The 18,385-nt window shown below is 32.0% G+C and carries 19 protein-coding genes; all 19 read right to left on the reverse strand.

Annotated elements, in window-relative coordinates; translation table 11 throughout:
* Positions 1–6 precede the first annotated feature (6 nt).
* Complete coding sequence (rpe, locus tag A7L45_RS13445; protein WP_071613260.1) at positions 7–657, reverse strand: ribulose-phosphate 3-epimerase; 651 nt, start codon at positions 655–657, stop codon at positions 7–9.
* Positions 654–1,523, reverse strand: a complete 870-nt coding sequence (gene rsgA, locus A7L45_RS13450) for a ribosome small subunit-dependent GTPase A (protein ID WP_071613261.1) — start codon at positions 1,521–1,523, stop codon at positions 654–656. Before rsgA ends, rpe begins: the two co-directional genes overlap by 4 nt.
* 38 nt (positions 1,524–1,561) lie before the next feature.
* Positions 1,562–3,517 carry a Stk1 family PASTA domain-containing Ser/Thr kinase gene (gene pknB, locus A7L45_RS13455; RefSeq protein WP_071613262.1) on the reverse strand — a complete coding sequence of 652 codons (1,956 nt, stop codon included), beginning with the start codon at positions 3,515–3,517 and terminating at the stop codon, positions 1,562–1,564.
* A complete protein-coding gene (locus tag A7L45_RS13460; protein ID WP_071613263.1) occupies positions 3,492–4,238 on the reverse strand; it encodes a Stp1/IreP family PP2C-type Ser/Thr phosphatase in 747 nt (248 codons plus the stop codon). The genes pknB and A7L45_RS13460 overlap by 26 nt, the downstream gene beginning before the upstream one ends.
* A 12-nt stretch (positions 4,239–4,250) precedes the next feature.
* Positions 4,251–5,288: a dual-specificity RNA methyltransferase RlmN gene (gene rlmN / locus A7L45_RS13465; RefSeq protein WP_071613264.1), complete on the reverse strand. Its 1,038-nt coding sequence runs from the start codon at positions 5,286–5,288 to the stop codon at positions 4,251–4,253.
* Between the two features lie 46 nt (positions 5,289–5,334).
* A complete protein-coding gene (gene rsmB, locus A7L45_RS13470; protein WP_071613265.1) occupies positions 5,335–6,663 on the reverse strand; it encodes a 16S rRNA (cytosine(967)-C(5))-methyltransferase RsmB in 1,329 nt (442 codons plus the stop codon).
* A gap of 21 nt (positions 6,664–6,684) precedes the next feature.
* Entirely contained in the window at positions 6,685–7,614 is a 930-nt protein-coding gene (fmt, locus tag A7L45_RS13475) for a methionyl-tRNA formyltransferase (protein ID WP_071613266.1), read from the reverse strand.
* Between the two features lies 1 nt (position 7,615).
* Positions 7,616–8,065, reverse strand: coding sequence for a peptide deformylase (gene def, locus A7L45_RS13480; protein ID WP_071613267.1), 450 nt, complete (start codon positions 8,063–8,065; stop codon positions 7,616–7,618).
* 40 nt (positions 8,066–8,105) lie between these two features.
* Positions 8,106–10,307, reverse strand: a complete 2,202-nt coding sequence (gene priA, locus A7L45_RS13485) for a primosomal protein N' (RefSeq protein ID WP_071613268.1) — start codon at positions 10,305–10,307, stop codon at positions 8,106–8,108.
* A gap of 48 nt (positions 10,308–10,355) precedes the next feature.
* Positions 10,356–11,546 (reverse strand): bifunctional phosphopantothenoylcysteine decarboxylase/phosphopantothenate--cysteine ligase CoaBC, encoded by a 1,191-nt coding sequence (coaBC, locus tag A7L45_RS13490; RefSeq protein ID WP_071613269.1) that lies wholly within the window; start codon positions 11,544–11,546, stop codon positions 10,356–10,358.
* Position 11,547: 1 nt separating this feature from the next.
* Positions 11,548–11,766, reverse strand: a complete 219-nt coding sequence (gene rpoZ, locus A7L45_RS13495; protein ID WP_071613270.1) for a DNA-directed RNA polymerase subunit omega — start codon at positions 11,764–11,766, stop codon at positions 11,548–11,550.
* On the reverse strand, positions 11,759–12,370 hold the full coding sequence (gmk, locus tag A7L45_RS13500; protein WP_071613271.1) for a guanylate kinase: 612 nt from the start codon (positions 12,368–12,370) through the stop codon (positions 11,759–11,761). Before gmk ends, rpoZ begins: the two co-directional genes overlap by 8 nt.
* The gene (gene remA, locus A7L45_RS13505) at positions 12,370–12,642 is read right to left on the reverse strand and encodes an extracellular matrix/biofilm regulator RemA (RefSeq protein ID WP_071613272.1); all 273 of its coding nucleotides are present in this window, start codon (positions 12,640–12,642) and stop codon (positions 12,370–12,372) included. Before remA ends, gmk begins: the two co-directional genes overlap by 1 nt.
* Positions 12,643–12,656: 14 nt before the next feature.
* On the reverse strand, positions 12,657–13,535 hold the full coding sequence (locus tag A7L45_RS13510; RefSeq protein WP_071613273.1) for a YicC/YloC family endoribonuclease: 879 nt from the start codon (positions 13,533–13,535) through the stop codon (positions 12,657–12,659).
* 208 nt (positions 13,536–13,743) lie between these two features.
* Positions 13,744–14,898 carry an aminotransferase class I/II-fold pyridoxal phosphate-dependent enzyme gene (locus A7L45_RS13515; RefSeq protein WP_071613274.1) on the reverse strand — a complete coding sequence of 385 codons (1,155 nt, stop codon included), beginning with the start codon at positions 14,896–14,898 and terminating at the stop codon, positions 13,744–13,746.
* Between the two features lie 165 nt (positions 14,899–15,063).
* Positions 15,064–16,485: an NCS2 family permease gene (locus A7L45_RS13520; RefSeq protein WP_071613275.1), complete on the reverse strand. Its 1,422-nt coding sequence runs from the start codon at positions 16,483–16,485 to the stop codon at positions 15,064–15,066.
* A gap of 99 nt (positions 16,486–16,584) precedes the next feature.
* The gene (locus A7L45_RS13525) at positions 16,585–17,580 is read right to left on the reverse strand and encodes an asparaginase (RefSeq protein ID WP_071613276.1); all 996 of its coding nucleotides are present in this window, start codon (positions 17,578–17,580) and stop codon (positions 16,585–16,587) included.
* Positions 17,581–17,812: 232 nt separating this feature from the next.
* The gene (locus A7L45_RS13530; RefSeq protein WP_071613277.1) at positions 17,813–18,013 is read right to left on the reverse strand and encodes a hypothetical protein; all 201 of its coding nucleotides are present in this window, start codon (positions 18,011–18,013) and stop codon (positions 17,813–17,815) included.
* A 225-nt stretch (positions 18,014–18,238) separates the two neighbouring features.
* Positions 18,239–18,382 (reverse strand): hypothetical protein, encoded by a 144-nt coding sequence (locus A7L45_RS23265; protein WP_153882475.1) that lies wholly within the window; start codon positions 18,380–18,382, stop codon positions 18,239–18,241.
* Positions 18,383–18,385 lie beyond the last annotated feature (3 nt).

Below are 18,385 nucleotides of genomic sequence, written 5' to 3' on the forward strand. Positions count from 1 at the left end.
AAATTATTAAATTCCAGCTCTTAATTTTTTTATATTTTTTTCAATATCATCATTTTTAAATACAGCTGATCCAGCTACAATCACATTAGCACCACTACTCACAACACCACGAATATTAGATTCGTCAATTCCACCATCCACTTGAATCATAATATCCTTATTATAAACATTTGCAAGTTCTCTAACTTCTTTAACTTTATCCAAGCAGTATTCAATAAATTTCTGTCCCCCAAATCCCGGGTTTACTGTCATAATAAGCACCATATCAACATTACTTATTAAATGCTTTATTAAAGCTACAGGAGTGGCAGGGTTTAATGCAACTCCAACTTTAACCCCAAAACTTTTTATATAGTTAATAGTTCTATCAATATGCCTATCCGTTTCATAATGAACAGTTATAATATCCGAACCTGCATGTACAAATTCTTCTACATATCTAGATGGTTCTTCTATCATAAGATGTACATCGAATGGTATCCTTGTTAGTTTTCTAATACTCTTAATAATTGGAGTACCAAAAGAAATGTTAGGTACAAACATACCATCCATTACATCAATATGAATCATATCAGCACCATATGCATCTAATTGTTTAATATGTTCTCCAAGCTTTGAAAAATCTGCTGACAGTATTGATGGTGCTATTTTTATCATTTTCTATTCCCCCTAGCAATAATTTCCTCTAAAGTTTTTATATAAAATTTATATCTATCTCTGTAAATTTCATTAACCTCTACAGCTTCCTTAACTCCACAATTAGGTTCCTTGTAATGCATGCAATTAGAAAACCTACATTCATGCCTGTATTTTTCAAATTCAGGAAAACAATGCTGTAATTGTTCTTTCTCTATAAAATCTAAACTTAATGATGAAAACCCTGGAGTATCTAATAAAAATCCTTCCTCATACTCAATAAGTTCACTATGACGTGTGGTGTGCTTACCTTTTTGCGATTTTTTACTTATGTCTCCAGTTTTCATAGCTTCTCTTCCAAGTATGCTATTAAGTATAGTTGACTTTCCGACTCCAGACGGTCCACAAAAAACAGATATATTATTTTTTATCTTCGCCCTTAGCTCTCCAAGGCCCTCTCCCTCTTTGGCTTTTAAAAATACTATATCACATCCAACACTTTCTAATTCTTTTATAAGCTCCTCATCAACTTTTTCAATTAAGTCCAACTTATTTAAGCAAAGAACTATCTTTAGTCTATAATGCTCGCAAAGCACTAAAAATTTATTTAGAAGTTCCATATTTAAATCAGGTTTCTTAAATGCAAAAACTACAAATGCTTGAGTAACATTAGCAACTACTGGGCGTATCATCTCTGTATCTCTTGTGAAAATCTTTTCAATTACACCCTTGGTATCATCTGTCTCGAGCATTATTTCTACTTTATCACCAATAACAGGAGAAAGTCCAGTGTACCTGAACTTTCCTCTTGCCTTACATTCTATTACCCTATCTTTTACTTTTACAAAATATAAACCACCTATACCTTTTGTGATTACTCCCTGCATATATCCTCCACCATTCACCTTTAATTTAATATTTGTTTTTACTGACCAGTTTTGGGATTTTTATTTGTCGTTGGATCAGTTTTAGTTGGGTCCTGAGTCATTGCCTTAGATGTTAAATTTATAGTATCTCCAGCACTTACCTTAGTTCCAGCATCCTTATCTTGAGTTTGAATTATATCTTCATCATTACCAGATACCGCTATGTTTACATTGTTTTGAGAAGCCATATTCCTTGCATCTTTAACAGTTTTCCCCTTAAAGTCTGGAACATCAACTTGCTGTTTTTCAGGTGCTTTATACGTATAAATGCCGACCCATACAGAGCTACCCTGCGTAACACTCGTATTTGGATCAATACTTTGACTAGAAATTTTGCCATCCTGTGATTTATCATTAGTTGGTATTTGTTTTTTATCGCCTAATGTCAAATTACTATTTTGCAATAATGTCGATGCTTGATCTAGCGTTTTTCCAAGTATACTTGGAACCTGTGTAACCTTAACTTTTGGTCCCGTGCTTATCACTAAATCTACTTTATCAGCCTTTTGAACTAAGCTACCTTCATTAGGATTTTGACTTATTACAATACCACTAGCAACGGTATCACTAGGCTCTTCTCTAACATTACTAAGTTCTAACCCTTTTTCTTCTATACTAGCTTTGGCTGAAGGTCTATCCATTCCTTTAACCGAAATCATCTTGAACCCCTCTGGCCCTTTGCTCACATAAACCCTTACTTGTGAATTTTCTTTTACTTCTGTTCCCTCATCAGGAAAACATGCTGTAACGGCACCTTTGGGTTCGTCACTATTTACCTCTTTATCTACTGCAAAAGTTAATTTTTTTGCTACTACTAATTTTTCTGCAGCCGCCTTATCGAGCCCTATTATTTTAGGGACTACTATCTTAGCTTCAACTGCTGCATTGTTAGCAATTGATTTTATATATACGAACCCTACCGCACTGCATATAACAACTAATAAAATTATTAAAGCAGTAATTATTGTCTTTTTTTTATTTTTGTTTTTATTTTCATTATTGTTTTTATTTTCATTCTTGACCATTGGCTCTGGACTTTCAGCCACGTCTTCTTCTTTTTCATAATCAGCCATATTTACAGGTGCCATAACTCTTGTGTACTCATTATCCATGCTATTACTAGCAATAGTATACTCACTATTATTGTGTATTCTTTGAAGATCCAAATACATTTCTTTAGCAGTTTGATACCTCTTTATAGGTTCCTTCTCTATAGCTTTTAATATTAATTTGTTCAAGTTTTCTGGGACCTTATTATTTATTTCCTTAGGTGGAACAACTTTTTCTCGTATATGCTTTAAGGCTACCGATACTGGACTTTCCGCATCATAAGGCACTCTACCTGTAACCATCTCATAAAGCACTATTCCAAAGGAATAAATGTCTGTTCTGCAGTCTACAAAACTTGCTTTAGCTTGTTCTGGTGAAAAATAATGGGCTGATCCCATTACAGTGCTAGTGTTAGTTATAGTAACTGAACTAGCCGCTTTTGCTATACCAAAATCTGTAACCTTAACTGTTCCATCTTCAGTTACTAGAATATTATGAGGTTTTATATCCCTATGTATAATATTATTCTTATGGGCACACTCAAGTGCTTTTGCTATTTGCATACCATAGTCTAATACTAACTCAGTATTCATGCTACCATTTTCAACTATAATTTCTTTCAGGGTTTTTCCTTTTATATATTCCATTACTATATAGTTAATATCCCTTTCACTTCCAACATCGTAAATATTAACTATATTATTTGATGAAAGGCTAGCTACTGACAACGCTTCTTTTCTAAATTTTTCCATGAATTCTATATTATTTGAGAATTCTTCTTTTAGTATTTTTACAGCAACAAAACGATTAAGTAAATGGCACTTAGCTTTATAAACTATTGCCATTCCACCCTCTCCAACTTTTTCAAGGAGTTCATATCTATTCCCTAATAGGGTTCCTATCATCTCTGCACTCTCCTTCAAATACGATAACGGATATATTATCACGTCCACCATTAAATTTGCTTAGGTCAACTAACATTTTGCAACTTGTATCATTATCATTTCCAACAATAATATCATACATTTCAGAATAAGTCACATCATTAGTAAGACCATCAGTACATAAAATACATTTGATTACATTAGTCAAATCAAGGTCAAACAAATCAACTTCTACTAACTCATTTGTTCCAAGTGCCCTTGTAATAATATTTTTATTGGGATGATTTCTTGCCTTTTCTTCAGTTATAGACCCATTATCTAACAGCTGTTGCACTAGAGAATGGTCTCTTGTAACTTTTACTAATTCTCTTTTACTATCTATAATATAACAACTACTGTCCCCTACATTTGCAACAACCATTTCATTCTGTTTTCTAATACAAATTGTTATAGTTGTGCCCATCCCTTTAAGCGAATCGTTTTGACTCGCCATATCATAAATTTCCTTGTTTGCACTTTTTATAGCTTCTGAAAGAACTTTTTTAAGTTCTGTACCTTTGTGATTGTTCTTTATATATTCCATTATAACCTTAATAGCTATATCACTTGCTACTTCTCCGGCATTGTGTCCTCCCATGCCATCCGCAACAATATAAATATCGTACTCACTACTTTCTAAATAACCTACAGAGTCTTCATTTATTTTTCTAACATTCCCAACATCTGATAAAACCCCAAGCATTGTTAAACCCCCTCATTTAAGTTCTTCACCTTTAATATGGCTTCTTCTAAGCTGTCCACATGCAGCATTAATATCTAGCCCCATTTCTCGTCTTATCGTTGTCTGAATATTATTAGCCTCAAGAACCCTCTTAAACTCAGTCACATCATCATTTGAAGATCTCTCCAGTTCATTTTCTTTAATCTCATTGACCGGGATTAAATTAACATGGCATAACATATCTTTTAACAAAGCGCTTAGTTTCTCTGCATCTTGCTTACTATCATTAAGACCCTTAACAAGAGCATATTCGAATGTTATTCTCCTATTAGTTTTATCTATATAATACTTAGAAACATCAATAATTTCTGCAATAGAATACTTATTTGCAATTGGCATACTCTTCACTCTGATTTCATCACTAGGCGCATGAAGCGAAATAGCAAGTGTAATTTGCATATTAAAATCCGCAAACTCTTTGATTTTTGGAACTATACCACATGTAGATATAGTTATATGCCTTTGTCCAATATTTAGTCCATTCTCTGAATTCACAATTTCAAGAAATTTCATTACATTATCAAAATTATCAAATGGTTCCCCACTTCCCATTAGTACAACATTAGAAATTCGTTCATTAATAAGTTGCTGTGCTTTTAGTATTTGGGCAAGCATTTCTCCCGGCGATATATTCCTAATCATTCCGCCTATAGTAGATGCGCAAAATTTGCAACCCATTCTGCATCCTACTTGAGTAGATATGCATATAGAATTTCCATGTTTATATTTCATAACAACACATTCAATTAAATTACCATCACCCAGCTCAAAAAGGTATTTTCTTGTATCATTATTTTTTGATGTGTATTCTTCTATAAGCCTAGGTATTCCTATATAAAAATAAGTTTGCAATTTTCCTCTTACACTCTGTGGTATATTATTCATATTTTCAAATTCACAAATATCCTTATAAATCCAGTCAAATACTTGCTTAGCCCTAAATTTACTTTCCCCATTGCTTTTCATCCACTGTTTCAGTTCCTCTAAATCCATATCTAATATATTTATCATTTTACACACCCAATCATTTTATACACTCACGCGTTTTACAAAGCCACTATGACTTTATAAGTTTGGTTATAAAAAAGCCATCCATGTATTCATTTGGAAATATAGTAACATACCCTTTGTCACTATATTTTATATTATCAAATTCACCAAAAAATAAAGGTTCTATCTTAAATTCGCAGTGCGACTCTATAAACCAATCAATATTACCTTCATTTTCATCTTTGTTTAAGGTACATGTTGAATATACAAGTACTCCGCCTTTTTTTACGTATTTTGAAGCATTATCCATTATACTTCTTTGTATGTCTATTATATTATTTATATCTTTTATATTTTTGCTCCACTTTATTTCAGGTTTTTTTCTGATGATTCCTAGCCCTGAACATGGTACGTCTATAAGTACTCTATCCGCATATTCAAATAAATCTTTGGTAAATACAGTGGCATCTTGAACTTCACAAGTTGTATTTACAATTCCTATTCGCTTTATGCTTTCTTCGATTAAAGACAATTTGTTTTTATGCACATCGAACGCGAGAACCTTACCTGTGTTTTTCATAAGCTCTGCTATATGTGTTGTTTTTCCACCTGGTGCACTACAAAGGTCTAAAACTTTCATATTTAGTTTTAAATCCATAGATGGTGCCGTAAGCATTGCACTCTCATCTTGAACCGTTATATTACCTTCGTTAAATAAAACATTATTCTCTATATTTTTTCCTTTAATAATTCGGATTGCTTCAGATGATGCATAACCCTCTTCTATATTATAGCCATTTTCTACAAGTTTTTCCCATATTTCTTTATAAGTTAATTTTAAAGTATTAACTCTAACTGTAACATCAGGCTTATAATTTAAACCCTTAAGAATTTCTTCAGCCTTTTGAGGTCCATATTGCCTTATAAAGAGTTTAACTAGCGACTTAGTAAATGAATACTCAAAACATAATCTTTCAATATCATTTTCTCCATTGTAATACTTTGCCTCTGTTTCCCTAAGGTAACTTCTAAGTACACCATTAACAAGCTTTGATGCTCCTATGTTGCTCTTTTTCTTAGTTAAATTTACAGCCTCATTTACAGTTGCAAAACTCGGAACTTTATCTAAATACCTAATTTGATAAACTGATATTCTTAATATATTTAAAACAAAACTTTCTAACTTATCAAAACCATTTTTAACGAAGTGTTGCAATATTTTATCTATAGTATATTTGTATTTTAACGTTCCATAAACTATTTCTGTAACTAGAGCTTTATCTTTATCGCTTAGCTCTGATTTATTAAGTTCTAATCCTAAAACAATATTCGAATAAGCATTGTCATTTAATACTTTTTCTATAATTGTAACTGCTACCAGTCTACTATTACTCATACTCTTACCTCAATTTCCCTTTTATTTAAGTATCATGCCTACATCTATTTTATTACCTATTATATAATCTTTTACCTTTAAAGGCTTTTTACCTGGAAATTGAATCTCCTCAATAAGTAAAACCCCACTTCCAGTTGATACCTTTAGCCCCTCTTTTGAAACATCTATAATACATCCAGCTTGCTTACTTGATAACTCATTTAATATTTTCGACTTATATATTTTCATTACAATATTGTCATAATAGGTATATGCCGTTGGTGTTGGATTTAACCCTCTTATAAAATTGTGAATATTAACATTACTACATTCCCAATCAATACTTGCCATTTTCTTACCTAGCTTAGACGCATATGAACTAGCACTATCTTCTTGTTTGATTGGCTTAATTACATTATTTATTACTGAATTTATTGTTTCAACTAATAGCTTAGCACCACTAATACTAAGAATGTCTGTAAGTTCACCTGCTGTAATATCTGTAGTAATTCCAACTTCATTTGTTAAAAGAATATCACCAGTATCAAGGCCAACATCCATAAGCATCGTTGTGTTACCAGAAGTACTCTCACCATTAATTATACACCAATTTATAGGTGCTGCCCCCCTGTATTTTGGCAATAAAGATGCATGCAAATTTATACATCCATATTTAGGAATATCTAATACTTCCTTTGGAAGTAATTGTCCAAATGCCACTACTACAATAAAATCTGGTTTTAAATTCTTAATTATATCTATCATTTCATCATTATTTTTAAGTTTTAAAGGTTGATATACCGGTATATTACATGAAGCTGCTAACTGCTTAACCGGCGACATAGCTAATTTTTTTCCTCTTCCTTTTGGTCTATCAGGCTGAGTAAAAACAGCGGAAACCTCGAATTCATTTATAAGTGATTGCAGAGATGGCACTGAGAATTCCGGTGTACCCATAAAAATTATCTTCATATTATTCCTCACCCTCTATTGCTTTGTCTATAAACAATATACCATCCAAATGATCGATTTCATGGCAGAGCGCCCTTGCAAGAAGACCTTCTCCCTCAATTACTATCTTCTCTCCCAACTCATTTAATGCGGATACTTTTACTTTTTGGGGCCTATCAACATTTTCTTGTGTTCCTGGTATACTTAAACAACCCTCGCTTGCGATTTGTGAACCTTCCATTTCAATGATCTCTGGATTTATTAATGCTATAGGACCATCCCCAATATCAATAACAACTATTCTTTTTAAAATGCCAACCTGTGGCGCCGCAAGTCCTATCCCATTAGAAATATACATAGTTTCTTTCATATCTTTGATTAATAATAAAATTCTTTGATTAATTTCACCTACGACTCTGCTTTTTTTCCTTAATAACTCATCACCATATATTCTAATTGTTCTTGTAGCCATGTGTTACCCTCCTTCTAACTAAATTATAATCTTTTCGCTGCTAGATCATATTACTTGGATTAATATCTATACTAACTCTTATACTGCTATAAACATTTTTTACTAATTCATAAACTGAATTCTTTATTTCTAAAGCAATTGTTTGGTTAATATCACCTTTAATAATAATTTGCCATCTGTAGAAGTTTTTAATTTTAGAAACCCCACAAGTACATGGTCCCAGAAGTATAATTTTATTGTTATCTTTGATTTTATATTTTAAATTTTCGCCAACATTTTGGATATTTTTTATTAACATATTTTCATTCTCAGAACTCATAGTTATAACTAAAATACTTGCAAAAGGCGGATAATCCATAGCCTCTCTCATCATAATTTCATTTTTATAAAAACTATCATAATCATTACTGGCTGCATACTTAATTGTCAATTCATCTGCACTATACGTTTGAATAACAACCTTACCTTCCTTACTACCCCTCCCTGATCTTCCTGAGACTTGAGTAAGCAGCTGAAATGTCCGTTCAAACGCCCTATAATCTGGTAAGTTAAGTGATAAATCAGCAGCTATTACTCCGACTAATGTAACATCTTTAAAATCTAAGCCTTTAGCAACCATTTGAGTTCCAATTAGAATATCTGCTCCTTTACTTTTAAAGGTATTATATATATATTCATAAGAATTTTTTTTCCGTGTCGTATCAAAGTCCATTCTTAATGTTCTTGCACTTGGAAAAATTCTATTAATTTCTTGTTCAATTTTTTCTGTTCCAACACCAAAATATTTCACATAACTACTGCCACAACTAGGGCAAACTTTACTAATCTTTTCCTTCTCACCACAGTAATGACATGTTAAGTATTCACCTGCGTTATGATATGTTAATGAGATATCACATTTTTTACATTTAAAAACATACCCACATTTTCTACAGGATACAAATGTTGAAAATCCTCTTCTATTTAGAAACAAAATTACCTGTTCATTTTTACTTAAACACTGCGTAATGCCATCATGTAGTGACCTACTAAATATTGAACGATTGTTGTTCATAAGTTCTTCCCGCATATCTACGATTTCTACTTTTGGCATTGCTGCACCATCTGCTCTTTCATTAATAGTAATTAATGAAAGCTCATTTATGGTAGACCTATAATAACTCTCAACTGATGGTGTAGCTGATCCTAGTATTAGTTTGCAATTTTCAAGTTCACATTTCATATATGCTATCTCACGAGCATCAAATTTCGGATCACTATCTGATTTATAACTAGCCTCGTGCTCCTCATCTATAACAATTAATCCTAAGTTTTCAAAAGGTAAAAATATAGCTGACCTTGCTCCAATGGCAATTTGGGCATTTCCAAGCTTTACCCTCATCCATTCGTCAAAACGTTCGCCATCTGACAATCTACTATGAAAAACTGCGATTTCAGGACCAAACCGCCCTTTAAATCTTTCAACCATTTGAGGCGTTAACGATATTTCTGGTATAAGTATTATAGATTGCTTATTTTCCTTTAACATATAACTAACCAATTTCATATATATTTCAGTTTTTCCACTACCGGTAACTCCATGAATTAAGAATTTATTTTTCTTAGAATTCATTATAAAATCCACTGATTGGCGTTGCTTTTCATTCAGTATTTTTTCTTCGTACTTAGCATAATGTTTTTGATTATACCTATTAATTGTAACCTCTTGTGAAATTAAGAACCCATGTTTAATCATTGTATTAATTGACGATAATGATAATTTAAAATTTTTACTAAATTCATTTTTATTATATTTCATTTTATTTAATTCTATTAAGTCATAAATGTTTTTATAGGGTTCATTTAAAAATTTGCCCTCTATTTGCTTACCTATAGTTAATAATAGTGAGGTCTTCTTTTTTATTCCCTTTGTTATTCCCCTGGGAATAATAACTTTTATACACTCTAGATAGGTGCAAAGATACTTTTTTTTCATGACTTTTACAAGTTCAATATCGGTTATTTTAAGAAGAGGCATTTCATCACATATATTAGCTATTTCCTTAATATTAATAGCGCTATCACATTGCTCATAAAGCTCTAGTACAAAAGCATCTAATGTTCTGTTTCCTCTACCAAATGGCACTTTAACTCTAAATCCTAACTGTAAAACGCCTAATAAACTAGTAGGTATTTTATATGTAAAAATTTTATCCACTTGAACTGAATCGTTATTCACTACAACTCCAGCATACTGATACACTTAATCACCCTTTTAATTTTATAATTTTCTATAATATAAAAAAGCGCATTAGCGCTTTTTATTTATTAAATTAAACAATTCCCTAGCAACTTGTTTCTTAGACATTATGTCTAATACTATTGGATCGTTATCTTTGCTTAAAATAATCACTTTATTCTCTTCAGTTCCAAACCCACTATCTGTTTTTGTTATATCATTAGCAATAATATAATCTAAATTTTTCTTAAGTAATTTTTCTTTTGCATTTTTAAGTAAATCATTACTTTCTGCTGCAAAACCTACCAAAATTTGCTTCTTTTTATGTAATCCAAGCTCTTTTAAAATGTCGTTATCTCGTACAAACTCTAAGTTTAAAATATCTTCACTTTTCTTGATTTTAAAACTAGAGTATACCTTAGGTTTATAATCAGATACAGCTGCTGCTTTTATAACTATGTCGCTATCTTCATAATTGCTTATTACAGCGGTCCTCATCTCATCATTAGTATTTATCTTAATTATGCTTACACCAAAAGGTGCTTTTTCATTACATGGTCCCGATATTAAAGTTACATTCGCCCCTCTGTCTCTTGCTTCTCTCGCAATTGAATAACCCATTTTCCCTGTTGATCTATTAGTTATAAATCTTACAGGATCAATAGGTGCAATTGTAGGTCCGGCTGTAACTAACACCTTAGTACCTATCATATCCTTTATAGGATATAATTTACTCATAATCACTTCAAAAATATCTTCAGTTTGTGCAAGTTTTCCCTCTCCTATGTCACCACAAGCAAGCCTTCCTGATACCGGAGCAATAAACTCATAACCAAAACCCTTTAGTTTTTGAATATTGCCCTGCACTATTGGGTTATTATACATATTAACATTCATTGCTGGAGCAAAAATCACGGGTGCCTTAGTTGCCATAATAGTAGTAGTAATCATATCATCTGCGATTCCATTTGCAATTTTACCAATTATATTAGCAGTTGCTGGAACTACAACAAATAGATCTGCTTTTTTAGCAAGAGATATATGTTGTATCTCCCATGCTTTAGGTTCCTCAAACATATCATGTATAACCATATTCTGACTGAGTGATTGAAAGCTTATTGGATTTACAAACTCCAACGCCGCTTTTGTCATTATAACATGCACATCAACATTTTCTTTTTTTAATCTACTAATAACATCTAGAGCCTTATATACAGCTATTCCACCTGTAACACCAAAAACTACTGTCTTTGTATTTTTCATACTATTTTATTCCTTCTTGAGTTGTGATGGCAACAATAGCTCCCTCATAAATCTCCTCTATAGCAATAGTAACCGGTTTTGTCGAATCCACCTGTACAAGTGGACTTTGACCTTCTATTATTTGTCTTGCTCTTTTTGATGTTGCTACAACTAAAGAATACCTATTGTCAACCTTTTCTAACAAATCTACTATTGATGGACTAATCATTGAATTATTCATTTATAATTTCCTCCTTTAAAAAATCTCCATTCATTCTATCGACTCTGCATCTTTCTGCAATGACAATGCTCTGAATTTTCTCACATGCGCTATCCACAGTATCATTTACAACTGCATAATCATATTTTGATACAAAACTTATTTCTTCATGAGCAGATGCAAATCTAGTCATTAATGACTCTGGTGTTTCACTGCCCCTATTTGTAATTCTGTTTCTTAATTCCTCCATAGATGGCGGAAGAATAAAAATAAATAAACCATTTGGATAAGCCAATTTCACTTTAAGAGCGCCTTGAATGTCTATTTCAAGTATTACATCACGGCCGCTCTCGAGCACTTTTAAAACCTCAGATTTAGGTGTACCATAACAATTTCCATAAACCTCTGCATACTCAAGAAAGTCTTTTGATTTTATCCTTTCTAGAAATTCTTCTCTAGATATAAAATAGTAATTTATACCTTCTATTTCAGCATTTCTTGGGCTTCTCGTAGTTGCTGAAACTGAAATCCAGAAGTCATTCTTTTTAAGAAGCGCCTCGCATACAGTCCCTTTACCAGCACCGGAAGGTCCTGAAATTACAATTAGCTGTCCTTTACTCCTCATTATTCCTCTACCTCGTCTAAATGATCATCATCTTTAACAGATAATCTATGTGCAACAGTTTCAGGCTGAACAGCCGATAAGATAACATGATCACTATCAGTGATTATAACTGCTCTGGTTCTTCTTCCATATGTAGCATCAATTAGCATTCCTCTATCTCTTGCCTCTTGAATTATTCTTTTTATAGGCGCTGATTCAGGGCTGACTATGGCTACCAATCTATTTGCTGAAACAATGTTTCCAAACCCTATGTTTATCAACTTTATACTCATCGTTTGCCTCCAGTTTATTCTATGTTTTGTATTTGTTCTCTAATTTTCTCTATTTCACTTTTCATACTAATTACTGTGTTTAAAATTTCTAAATCATTTGCTTTTGATGCTATAGTGTTAGTTTCCCTATTCATTTCTTGAATAATAAAATCAAGCTTTCTACCAATTGGTTCGTCTAAAATTAGAGTCTCTCTCATTTGATTTATGTGACTATTTAATCTTACAATTTCTTCATCAATTCCTGCTTTATCAGCAAAAATTGCAATTTCCATAGCAACCCTATTTTCATCAAAATCAATTTCCTTATGCAAAACATCAAGCCTTTGAGTTAGCTTAGCTTTATACTCACAAACAACAAGAGGTGCCCTTGTCTTAACCTTATCAACTAATCCATTAATTAAATCGCACTTAATTATAACATCTTCAAGTAGCTTTCTACCTTCTCTTTCTCTCATAAAAAGAAGGGCCCTAAGCGCCTTTGTTAATGCTAAATCAATCTGCTCAAATGTTTCTGAAACATCTTCTTCCTTTTGCTTAAGCGTTATTACTTCAGGTAATTTAGCTACCGCCGCAACAGATATATCATCGCTTAGACCATATTTATCTTTTAAGATTCCAAGGCAATTTATATAACTTGCTGCTAAATTTTCATTCAAATATGCTTCAACATCTTCCTTATCATAATTGCCTTGAGTTACAAAAACATCAAGCTTTCCCCTTTTTACTTTTTCACCAATTATTTTACGGATTTTATCCTCAAAAGATATTAATACTCTAGGCATTCTTATATTAGTTTCAAAATATCTATGATTAACACTTTTAATCTCAATTGTAAAACTTTTACCATCTTTTTCAGAGTTTCCTCTCCCAAACCCAGTCATACTCCTAATCATAACAAGACATCCTTCCATTGTTCATTGTGACCTCGTAATAAGTATACATAAAGTATTACCTTAATTTCAAGCTAAAATTATAAGTTTTTACTTTTATCACGATTTTCATAAAAAAAATACCATCAAGCTGTAATTTTATAGATTTAAAAACAGCTCATACTATTAATAAAATATTTCCTATATAACTTATATTATACCAATAATATTATTAATCACCACATTTTTTTAAAGATTTTAAAGCTTCTTCAAGAATAAGCTTATCTTTTGTAAGCGCTATACGGAAGTAATCGTACCCAATTTTTCCAAAAACATTGCCTGGTGTAACCACAATTCCATAATTAATCAGCAATTCTTCACAAAATTCATTTGTAGTATAGTTTTTAGGTGTTCTACACCATAAATAAAAAGTAGCTTCAGCATCAAAAAATTCTATATTTTTTTCTATTAAAATACTTTTAGCAACTTCACGTCTTTCATCATATATTTTTCTTATATTATGAACATAATCACGTTCTAAATTAAGAGCAGCAACTGCAGCCTTTTGAACTGGTATGAATTGACCAGAGTCACAATTACTTTTTATTTTTAAAAGAGCATTTATTACTTTAGCATTACCTACAGCATACCCTATTCTATATCCTGTCATATTATAAGTTTTAGATAAAGTTCCAAATTCCACGTTTTGCCTTAATACATCATATTGCATAAGACTAATTGGTTCTTTATCTTCCTTAATTATCTCATTATATGCCGAATCATTGCATAAAACAATATTATTGTTATAAGAAAAATTTATAATATTCTTATAGAACTCTTTACCTGCTACTGCACCTGTCGGGTTATTAGGATAATTTATAAACATCAATTTGCATTTATTAACAATGATTTCTGGAATAGCATCAAGCCTTGGCATATATCCATTGCTTTGTGTTAATGCCACAGTATATGGTACACAACCCCATAGTTTTGAACAAATACTATAAACTGGATATGCAGGTTCAGGCACTATTACACAATCTCCTATATCACATACAGCCGGAATTATATTGTTTATACCTTCCTTTGATCCTATAAGAATTATCACTTCATCTAAATCTAGGCATACATCGTAAACGTCATTATAGTATTTTATAACTGCTTTTTTGAGTTCATCTATTCCATCATAAGGAGGATAGTTATTATATTTCTCACATTTTAGGGCCTCTATTAGGGCATCTGTAATTTTTGAATTGACTGATAAATCTGGATCTCCTATACTAAGGTCAATAATTTTTTTCCGGTCAGTTATCACTTTATTTTTAATATCATCAATCCTTTTGAAATGATATTCGGATACATTAGACAGTCTATTATTTATTTTCATAGTATCATCCTTTATATAGTTTTTATTATATTATTCAGATAATACTAACTTTGTTACATTCGTCTAATTTACAATAAAAAAGAATCTTAAATTAAAATTGGTACTTATAAAATAGATATCTTAAAATATCTATTTTATAGGTACCAATTTAATGCCACTTCAGCCTTAAGGTAATATAATAAATCTAATTATAAATAAGCCTGCTAAAACATAAACTATAGGGCTTACTTCCTTATACCTACCTGTTGCTACTTTTACTATTGGGTAAAAAATAATTCCTGCTGCTATTCCATTTGCTATACTATAACTAAATGGCATTATTGCTATTGTTAAGAATGCTGGGAGTGCTTCCGTAAAATCTTCAAAATCAATTTTTGTAATTGAACTCATCATAAGCACTCCAACTATTACAAGTGCTGGGGCAGTCGCCTCTGATGGTACTATTCCTACAAGTCCACTAAAAAATAATGAAGCTAAAAATAATACTCCAACTGTAGCTGATGTAAGACCTGTTCTTCCACCTTCTGCTACTCCCGCTGTGGATTCTACATAAGTTACTACAGTACTTGTTCCCATAATCGCTCCTGCAGTAGTTGCTAATGCATCTGACATTAATGCCTTATTCATATTTTTTACTCGTCCATTCTCATCAAGCATATTAGCTTTTGTTGCTGTTCCTACGAGTGTTCCTATTGTATCAAATAAATCCACTAAACTAAATGTTATTACAACCATTACTACACTCATTATCGCTGAAAATACTCCCTTGCCAGCCCCTGATCCTAAGAGACCTGCAAAATCAAACTGCATGAATGTCGGTGCAAGAGATGGTGGTGCACTAAATATCTTAACACCTGCTAGTTTTGTAATTTCAAACGGAATCCCCACTATAGCAGTTATAACAATTCCAATTAGTATAGATCCTTTTATTTTTCTAGCCATGAATATTGCCGTAATAGATATGCCTATTAGTGTCACTAATGCACTTGGAGATGTAAGACTACCAAAAGCTACTAAAGTTTCTTTATTACTTACAATTATTCCGCCACCTTTAAAACCTATAAGGGCTATAAATAATCCGATACCACCTGAAATAGCAAGTTTTAAATTTTGTGGCAAGGCATCTACTATTTTTTCTCGTATTGATGTAAGTGTTATTATTATAAATAAAATTCCTGATATAAAAACCGCAGCTAACGCTTGTTGCCATGTATATCCGAGGCCTAAACATACGCTATAAGTAAAGAATGCATTTAATCCCATTCCGGGTGCCTGTGCAAAAGGTAGGTTAGCATAAAAAGCCATTACGAAAGTACCTATTGCTGCAGTAAGGCATGTAGCTGCAAAAACTGATGCTACAACTGGATCATTTAACGCAGTAAAAGCTCCTGCCCCTTCTCCCTTTATACCTGGTAGATTCATTCCAGCAAATCTAAGGATATTAGGATTTACAATTATAATATATGCCATAGTTATAAATGTAGTTATACCCGCAAGTATTTCTGTTTTAACTGTTGTCTTGTTCTCTCTTAATTTAAAAAGCTTCTCAAATATAGAACTTTTTTCAATATTTTCTGTTGATTTCATGTTTCTCCCCTATCTTGTATTTTATTTTTATACAAACATAATATCAAAAACGGAAGTTTTCGTCAATGCCATGGCGAATGTTAAATTATATTTTCTTCATTAAATTCGGCTTTTGTACCTTCCATCTTCGAACATGTGTTTTATTTCCTTCAAATCTGTTGTACTCGCAAGTGCCAACATAAGTTTAATTCTAGCCTTTTGTCCAGGAAGACTATCCCCAAAAATAACGCCAGCATTCCTGAGTTCTTTTCCACCACCTGGGTATCCATAGGAATCTAATACTCTTCCTTTAAAGCATCTAGACACCATAACAACCGCTACGCCCTTTTCAATAGCAGTTTCTACACCCTCTGCCATTTCCGGTGGAATATTTCCTCTTCCCATGGCTTCAATAACAATTCCTCTTGCACCTTCCTTTACACAAAAATCAATTAGTTTTGAATCCATACCTGCACAGGCTTTTATTAAATCCACTCTAGTTTCTACCTTATCTGTTTTTATATGTTCTTTTTTCAAACTATCTCTATAGAATATTGCTTCATTGTTGTCTATAATTCCTATTGGCCCAAACTCTGGACTCTGGAAAGTGTTTAGATGCATTGAATGTGATTTAGTAACTTCACTAGCACAATTAAGTTCATCATTTAAGCACACTAATACTCCTCTATTACGCGCTTCCTTTGAAATAGCAGTACAAATAGCAGCAGATAAATTTGCAGGACCATCATACCCAAGTTCCGAGCCATTTCTCATTGAGCCTGTAACAATTACAGGCTTTGGATTATTGATAGTTAGATGTAACAAATATGCTGTTTCCTCAAGTGAATCTGTACCATGAGTAACCACAACACCACATATATCCTCTCGAGTTAAGAATTTTTGTATGTATTTAGACAAATCCATCATAAGTTCTGGCGTCATGTGAGGTCCAGGCAGATTTGAAAAAGTATATGATTCTATTTGAGCATATTTCTCAATTCCTGTAACCATAGACATTATTTCTTCTCCACTTAGAGTTGGAACTGCCGCTTTTATTCTTGGATCTAGGGTCATAGAAATTGTGCCGCCATTAAAAATAACCGCAACTTTTTTCATTTAAATTACCTCCTAATCTTAGTTTTAAAATAAACTAATCTGTTCTAACTTCCGTATATTCTGGAAAATTAAAGATAAATTCACTTTCGATAATTTATGTTTAATTTTTAAGAAACAAATTCTATTCTACAATATACCTGCAAAAATTACATCTTTTATTTATAAAATTTTATAAATAACAGTAAATGAAAATAAGGCATACAAATTATTAGCATGCCTTATTTTCATGATTCTATTTGTTTTTTAAATATTCGAATAAACTTTTTTCTATTTCATCCGCACCGTTATCATCAAATGTTATATATTGCCTATGACCATCCAATGCCTTTACCTCAATTGTACCTATTTCTTGCCCAGTAATTTTATCAATATCTCTCTCAAATTTCATTATTTTATAACCCTTATTTATAAAATACTCACCTTCGTTAACCATTAAATCACTCTCCTTTAACATCCACAGATATATACCTTAGATTTAAATTTGATTTTTCCTTTCTCTTTCTCCCTTTTTCTGCCTATCACTAGGTTCTGTTCTTTTAGTGCCGATATTAACCTTTTTACTATTGGTTTCACTTTCCTTGCCTTTTTGCATATCATCGTCACTCCCTTAAATAAAGTTATTAAAATGTTTTATTTACACATTAAATTCAAGGTAACCCTAATCAAGAATTTCCCCATTAAAATTTTTATACAAAGGTTGGTTTTTCTTATCTCCGTTACTTTTCTTAGGTTTATGAACATTATCACGTTTAATATCAATATTACTATTTTTGCTACCACCAACATGTTGATGATCAGGCATTTT

The organism is Clostridium estertheticum subsp. estertheticum (assembly GCF_001877035.1).
GTDB classification, from domain to species: domain Bacteria; phylum Bacillota; class Clostridia; order Clostridiales; family Clostridiaceae; genus Clostridium_AD; species Clostridium_AD estertheticum.

Bases quoted from the DNA above. Each gene is read 5' to 3' on its own strand.
- rpe (WP_071613260.1), bottom strand. From the start codon at position 657: ATGATAAAAATAGCACCATCAATACTGTCAGCAGATTTTTCAAAGCTT.
- rsgA (WP_071613261.1), bottom strand. From the start codon at position 1,523: ATGCAGGGAGTAATCACAAAAGGTATAGGTGGTTTATATTTTGTAAAA.
- pknB (WP_071613262.1), bottom strand. From the start codon at position 3,517: ATGATAGGAACCCTATTAGGGAATAGATATGAACTCCTTGAAAAAGTT.
- A7L45_RS13460 (WP_071613263.1), bottom strand. From the start codon at position 4,238: ATGCTTGGGGTTTTATCAGATGTTGGGAATGTTAGAAAAATAAATGAA.
- rlmN (WP_071613264.1), bottom strand. From the start codon at position 5,288: ATGATAAATATATTAGATATGGATTTAGAGGAACTGAAACAGTGGATG.
- rsmB (WP_071613265.1), bottom strand. From the start codon at position 6,663: ATGAGTAATAGTAGACTGGTAGCAGTTACAATTATAGAAAAAGTATTA.
- fmt (WP_071613266.1), bottom strand. From the start codon at position 7,614: ATGAAGATAATTTTTATGGGTACACCGGAATTCTCAGTGCCATCTCTG.
- def (WP_071613267.1), bottom strand. From the start codon at position 8,065: ATGGCTACAAGAACAATTAGAATATATGGTGATGAGTTATTAAGGAAA.
- coaBC (WP_071613269.1), bottom strand. From the start codon at position 11,546: ATGAAAAATACAAAGACAGTAGTTTTTGGTGTTACAGGTGGAATAGCT.
- rpoZ (WP_071613270.1), bottom strand. From the start codon at position 11,766: ATGAATAATTCAATGATTAGTCCATCAATAGTAGATTTGTTAGAAAAG.
- gmk (WP_071613271.1), bottom strand. From the start codon at position 12,370: ATGAGGAGTAAAGGACAGCTAATTGTAATTTCAGGACCTTCCGGTGCT.
- remA (WP_071613272.1), bottom strand. From the start codon at position 12,642: ATGAGTATAAAGTTGATAAACATAGGGTTTGGAAACATTGTTTCAGCA.
- A7L45_RS13510 (WP_071613273.1), bottom strand. From the start codon at position 13,535: ATGATTAGGAGTATGACTGGGTTTGGGAGAGGAAACTCTGAAAAAGAT.
- A7L45_RS13515 (WP_071613274.1), bottom strand. From the start codon at position 14,898: ATGAAAATAAATAATAGACTGTCTAATGTATCCGAATATCATTTCAAA.
- A7L45_RS13520 (WP_071613275.1), bottom strand. From the start codon at position 16,485: ATGAAATCAACAGAAAATATTGAAAAAAGTTCTATATTTGAGAAGCTT.
- A7L45_RS13525 (WP_071613276.1), bottom strand. From the start codon at position 17,580: ATGAAAAAAGTTGCGGTTATTTTTAATGGCGGCACAATTTCTATGACC.
- A7L45_RS13530 (WP_071613277.1), bottom strand. From the start codon at position 18,013: ATGGTTAACGAAGGTGAGTATTTTATAAATAAGGGTTATAAAATAATG.
- A7L45_RS23265 (WP_153882475.1), bottom strand. From the start codon at position 18,382: ATGCCTGATCATCAACATGTTGGTGGTAGCAAAAATAGTAATATTGAT.